Raw genomic sequence first — 5,066 nt, 5'->3', positions numbered from 1 at the left:
CCCACCAGGGGTGCGGGCCCTCGCCCGTCGTGTGCGGGCCGGCGAGCCGGGGCTCCGGCCGGACAGGGCCTAGCGGGCCGGCTCCTCGTCGTCGTCGAACTGCGCCTTGATCGGCGGCGGCGCCTTGAGCAGGATCTGCCAGGTGACGTACATCGCCAGCAGCATCGGCGGGATGCCGAGGGCGACCTTGAGCCAGCCGAGCAGGTTGACGTTGTGGGTGAAGTACAGCGGGAAGAGGATCACCGGCTTGAGGCCCATGATCACCACCCAGGCCCAGGTCGCCTTGGTGTAGGCGGCGAACCGGCCCGGGTTCTCCTTGCGCCAGGTGAACATCTCGCCGGTGACCGGGCCGAGCATCACGCCGATCATCGGCCAGCGCACCAGGGCGGAGACCGCCAGCGCGATGCTGTAGCCGACGTTCCACAGCAGGCCGGGCAGGTAGAAGTCCTCGGCACGGCCGCTCTTCATCGAGATCCAGGCGCCGAGGGCGACGCCGAACACCCCGCTGAAGGCGTGCTGGACGGTCTCCCGCCGGGCCAGCCTGGTCACCACGAACACCGCGCACAGGCCCAGCGCGGCCCAGGCGGCGGAGCTGACCTGGTGGGTGATGTTGAAGGTGACGATGAAGACCAGGCCGGGCAGCGTCATGTCGATCATGCCGCGCACGCCGCCGAAGGCCTGCAGGATGGTGTCGGCCGCTTCCTTGGAGGCGGCGGCCTTGCGGGCGGCCTCCTCGGCCGCGCTGTCGGCGGCCTCCTTGGCGACGACGGCCTCGCGGACGGCCGCGTCGGCCACGGCCCCGGGTCCGTGCGGGCCGGGCGGCGCGTGGTGGTTCGCGGCCAGGTCAAGCTGGGCGGCGGACTCGCCGCCGGGCTGGTTGCTCACGCTCATTCGCTCCCGTGTCCGACCGGACGCAGCTCATAGCGGGGGTTGAACAGCACGCGGCGCCCGCGTGCGTGGCTGATCCGGCCGCTGGCGACGAGCCGGCGGCCCGGCTCTATGCCCGCGATCGAGCGGCGGCCGAGCCAGACCACGTCCAGCGCCTCGGTGCCGTCGAAGAGTTCGGCCTCCAGGGCCGGCACCCCGGCCCGCGGGCGGAGCGTCACCGTGCGCAGCGTGCCCGCCACGGTGACCAGCTCGCGGTCCGCGCAGCCGGCGATCGGCGTGCAGCCCGACTCCGCCGCGCTCTCCTGGCGCAGCTCCTCGGCCTGCAGCTCCTCGGCCGAGGAGGTCAGCCGGCTGAGCATGCGGCGGAAGCGCCCCTGCGGCTGGTCGCTGCTGTTGTCACCACTCATGTCGGAAGGGTACCGGTTTCCGCGCCCCCGGCGGCAGGCCGTACGGCCACCGGGGGCGCCCCGGGGTCAGCTCTCGAAGCGGTAGCCCATGCCCGGTTCGGTGATGAAGTGGCGCGGGTGCGAGGGGTCGCGCTCCAGCTTGCGGCGCAGTTGGGCGAGGTAGACCCGCAGGTAGTTGGTCTCGGTGCGGTAGGCGGGGCCCCACACCTCCTGGAGCAGCTGGGTCTGGCTGACCAGCCGGCCGGCGTTGCGGACCAGCACCTCCAGCAGGTGCCACTCGGTCGGGGTGAGGCGGACGTCGGCGCCGTCCCGGTTGACCTTCTTGGCGGCGAGGTCGACGGTGAAGCTCTCGGTGACGACCAGCGAGTCGTCCTCGCCCGCGACCGGCTCGGCGCGGCGCACGGCGGCGCGCATCCGGGCGAGCAGCTCGTCCATGCCGAACGGCTTGGTGACGTAGTCGTCGGCGCCGGCGTCCAGGGCCTCGACCTTCTCGTCGGAGGCGTGCCGGGCCGACAGCACGATGATCGGCACCCGGGTCCAGCCGCGCAGGCCGCGGATCACCTCGACGCCGTCCATGTCGGGCAGGCCCAGGTCGAGGACGACGACGTCGGGATGGCGGGCGGCGGCCAGTTCCAGGGCGCTCGCGCCGTCATGGGCCGCGTCGACCTCGTACTTGCGGGCCTTGAGGTTGATCACCAGCGCGCGGACGATCTGCGGTTCGTCGTCCACGACGAGGACCCGGGTCATTTACGGGCTCCGCCTTTCAGGGCTGTCGGACTTACGGACTGTGGGACTTGCTGAACATACGGATTGCGGAAGCGAGGAACGACAGGCCTGAGCGGCAGGCCACCGGCTGTCACGTGATCAGCCGCGACAGCGGGTCGTGCCCGTCACCGGTCGCCTCCCCCGGTTCCGGCGGCCGCTCGGCCGCGGGCAGGCTGACGACCATGGTGAGGCCGCCACCAGGGGTGTCCTCGGCGGTGACGGTACCGTCCATCGCCTCGACGAAGCCGCGCGCCACCGCGAGCCCGAGCCCCACCCCGGCGCCGCGCGGCGCGTCCCCGTAGCGCTGGAACGGCGCGAAGATCCGCTCCTTGGCGTCCTCGGGCACACCCGGGCCGCGGTCCACGATCCGCAGCTCGACCCGCGCGGAACCGCCCGGCTGACGCAGCGCGTCGGCCTTGACCAGCACCTTGACGCCGTCCGGGCTGTACTTGACGGCGTTCTCGACCAGGTTGGCCAGCGAACGCTCCAGCAGGCCGCCGTCGGCCCGGATCATCGGCAGCGTCTCCGGGACGTCGAGGCGCACCGACTCGGGCGGCACCCCGCCGAGGGCGAACGGCACCACCTCGTCCAGGTCGGTCTCCTGGATCAGCGGGGTGACGGTGCCGGTCTGCAACCGGCTCATGTCCAGCAGGTTGTTGATCAGGTGGTCGAGCCGGTCGGCCCCGGCCTCGATGCCGGCCAGCAGCTCCGCCTCGTCCTCCGGCGCCCACTCGACGTCGGCCGCCCGCAACGAGGTGACGGACGCCTTGATCCCCGCCAGCGGGGTGCGCAGGTCGTGCGAGACCGCCGCCAGCAGGGCGGTGCGGATCCGGTTGCCCTCCGCCTCCCGGCGCGCCGCCGCGGCCTCCCGGGCCAGCCGGCGGCGCTCCAGCACCACGGCCGCCTGCGCGGCGAACGCCCCGAGCAGGCGCCGGTCCGCCCCCGGCAGCACCCGGCCGCGCAGCACCAGCGCCAGGCTGTCGCCGACCGGCACATCCACGTCGGCCTCCTCCGGCCGCTCCGGCGGGCGCGGCCCGGCGGTGGCGACCGGCACCCAGGCGCCGAGCGGCTCCGGACGCTCCAGCAGCGCGGCGCTCTCCTGCCCGAAGGTCTCCCGGACCTGCTCCATCAGCGCGGTCAGCACCCCGTCCCCGTTCGGCGCGCCGCGCAGCACGGTACCGGCCAGCGCGCTGAGCGTCTGCGCCTCCGTCTGGCTGCGGGCCGCCTGGTGGGTGCGCCGGGCCGCCAGGTCGACCACGGAGGCGACCGAGATGCCGACCACGGTGAATATCGCCACCGCCATGATGTTCTGCGGCTCGTTGATCGTGAAGGTGTGGATCGGCGGCGTGAAGTAGTAGTTCAGCACCGACGAGGCGACCAGCGCCGACCCGATCGCCGGCAGCAGCCCGCCGACCAGCGCCGCGCACACCGTCAGCGACAGGAACAGCAGCATGTCGGTCGACAGGCCCAGCCCGCCGATCGCGGTCAGCACCAGCGCCAGCACCGGCGGACCCGCCAGCCCGATCAGCCAGCCCGCGATGGTGCGGGAGCGGCCCAGGTCGGTGATCCGGCGCACCGGCACCCGCCCGCGTCCGTGCCCGGCGTGCTCGTGGGTGACCATGTGGATGTCGATGTCGTCGGCCTCCCGGGTCACCGTGGTGCCGACGCCAGGCCCGTAGAGGTACTGCCAGGCCGGCCGGCGGCTGGTGCCCAGCACGATCTGGGTCGCGTTCACGCCCCGGGCGAAGTCCAGCAGCCCGGCGGCCGGGTCGTCGCCGAGGACGGCGTGGAAGGAGCCGCCGAGGCTCTCCACCAGGGCCCGCTGCTCGATCAGCGTCTGCGGGGAGCCGGTGCCCGAGAGCCCGTCCGAGCGGGAGATGTGGACGGCGAGGAGTTCACCGCCGGAGACGCGGGCCGCGATCCGGGCCGCCCGCCGGATCAGCGTCGCCCCCTCGGGGCCGCCGGTCAGGCCCACCACGATCCGCTCCCGGGCCTGCCAGGTGCCCTCGATGCCCTGCTCGGCCCGGTACTTCTGCAGGTACTCGTCGACCCGGTCGGCGGTCCACAACAGCGCCAGCTCGCGCAGCGCGGTCAGGTTGCCCGGACGGAAGTAGTTGGCCAGGGCCGCGTCTATCTTCTCCGGCGCGTACACGTTGCCGTGCGCCAGCCGCCGCCGCAGCGCCTGCGGCGACATGTCGACCAGCTCGATCTGGTCGGCCCGGCGCACCACCGCGTCCGGCACGGTCTCGCGCTGGCGCACCCCCGTGATGCCCTCGACGGCGTCGCCGAGCGACTCCAGGTGCTGGATGTTGACGGTGGAGATCACGTCGATCCCGGCTGCCAGCAGCTCCTCGACGTCCTGCCAGCGCTTGGCGTTGCGGCAGCCGGGGATGTTGGTGTGCGGCAGCTCGTCCACCAGCGCCACCTGCGGGCGGCGGGCGAGGACGGCGTCCACGTCCATCTCGGTGAACGCGGCCTCCCGGTGCACCAGCTGCCGGCGCGGCACGACCTCCAGCCCGTCGACGAGCTCCGCGGTGAGCCGCCGGCCGTGATCCTCCACGAACGCCACCACGACGTCCGTGCCACGCTGCTGTCGCCGGTGCGCCTCGGCGAGCATGGCGTACGTCTTGCCGACCCCGGGGGCCGCCCCAAGGTAGATGCGCAGCCTGCCTCGTCCCATGAGCACCATTCTTGATCCGGCTCTGCCCCGGGGCCACCCCCGGACACCTGTTCCCCTTCCCTTCGAGACTACGGCGTGAGCGGCGATTTTCCGCTGATCAGTGGACTGATCATGCGGTTTTAGCGACATATTGACGGCGCCCGCCCCCTCGGCCGGGCCGGCTTGAAAGCCTTCTGCCCTGTCTCCGGGAAATGCAAAAAGACCCCCTCCCGAAAGGGAGGGGGTCTTTTTGGAATAATTGTTCGGCGGCGTCCTACTCTCCCACAGGGTCCCCCCTGCAGTACCATCGGCGCTGTAAGGCTTAGCTTCCGGGTTCGGAATGTAAC

General features: G+C 72.6%; 4 protein-coding genes and 1 rRNA gene. All 5 read right to left on the bottom strand.

Going from position 1 to position 5,066, the window contains the following annotated elements; genetic code table 11:
• Window positions 1-69 precede the first annotated feature (69 nt).
• Window positions 70-885 carry a DUF3159 domain-containing protein gene (locus ACFV61_RS34265; protein WP_380496001.1) on the bottom strand — a complete coding sequence of 272 codons (816 nt, stop codon included), beginning with the start codon at window positions 883-885 and terminating at the stop codon, window positions 70-72.
• A gap of 2 nt (window positions 886-887) precedes the next feature.
• Window positions 888-1,295: an OB-fold nucleic acid binding domain-containing protein gene (locus ACFV61_RS34260; RefSeq protein WP_063347599.1), complete on the bottom strand. Its 408-nt coding sequence runs from the start codon at window positions 1,293-1,295 to the stop codon at window positions 888-890.
• Between the two features lie 66 nt (window positions 1,296-1,361).
• Window positions 1,362-2,042, bottom strand: coding sequence for a response regulator (locus ACFV61_RS34255; RefSeq protein ID WP_063347600.1), 681 nt, complete (start codon window positions 2,040-2,042; stop codon window positions 1,362-1,364).
• Window positions 2,043-2,151: 109 nt separating this feature from the next.
• Complete coding sequence (locus tag ACFV61_RS34250; RefSeq protein WP_380495999.1) at window positions 2,152-4,740, bottom strand: ATP-binding protein; 2,589 nt, start codon at window positions 4,738-4,740, stop codon at window positions 2,152-2,154.
• Window positions 4,741-4,980: 240 nt separating this feature from the next.
• Window positions 4,981-5,066: ribosomal RNA gene (gene rrf, locus ACFV61_RS34245) — 5S ribosomal RNA — on the bottom strand; the annotation flags it as partial.

The organism is Kitasatospora sp. NPDC059817 (genome assembly GCF_042731835.1).
In the GTDB taxonomy this organism is placed as follows: Bacteria; Actinomycetota; Actinomycetes; order Streptomycetales; family Streptomycetaceae; genus Kitasatospora.
Note: the sequence above shows the minus strand (reverse complement) of the source record. Positions and strands in the feature narration are given on the sequence as shown.

Bases quoted from the DNA above. Each gene is read 5' to 3' on its own strand.
- ACFV61_RS34255 (WP_063347600.1), bottom strand. From the start codon at position 2,042: ATGACCCGGGTCCTCGTCGTGGACGACGAACCGCAGATCGTCCGCGCG.
- ACFV61_RS34250 (WP_380495999.1), bottom strand. From the start codon at position 4,740: ATGGGACGAGGCAGGCTGCGCATCTACCTTGGGGCGGCCCCCGGGGTC.
- ACFV61_RS34260 (WP_063347599.1), bottom strand. From the start codon at position 1,295: ATGAGTGGTGACAACAGCAGCGACCAGCCGCAGGGGCGCTTCCGCCGC.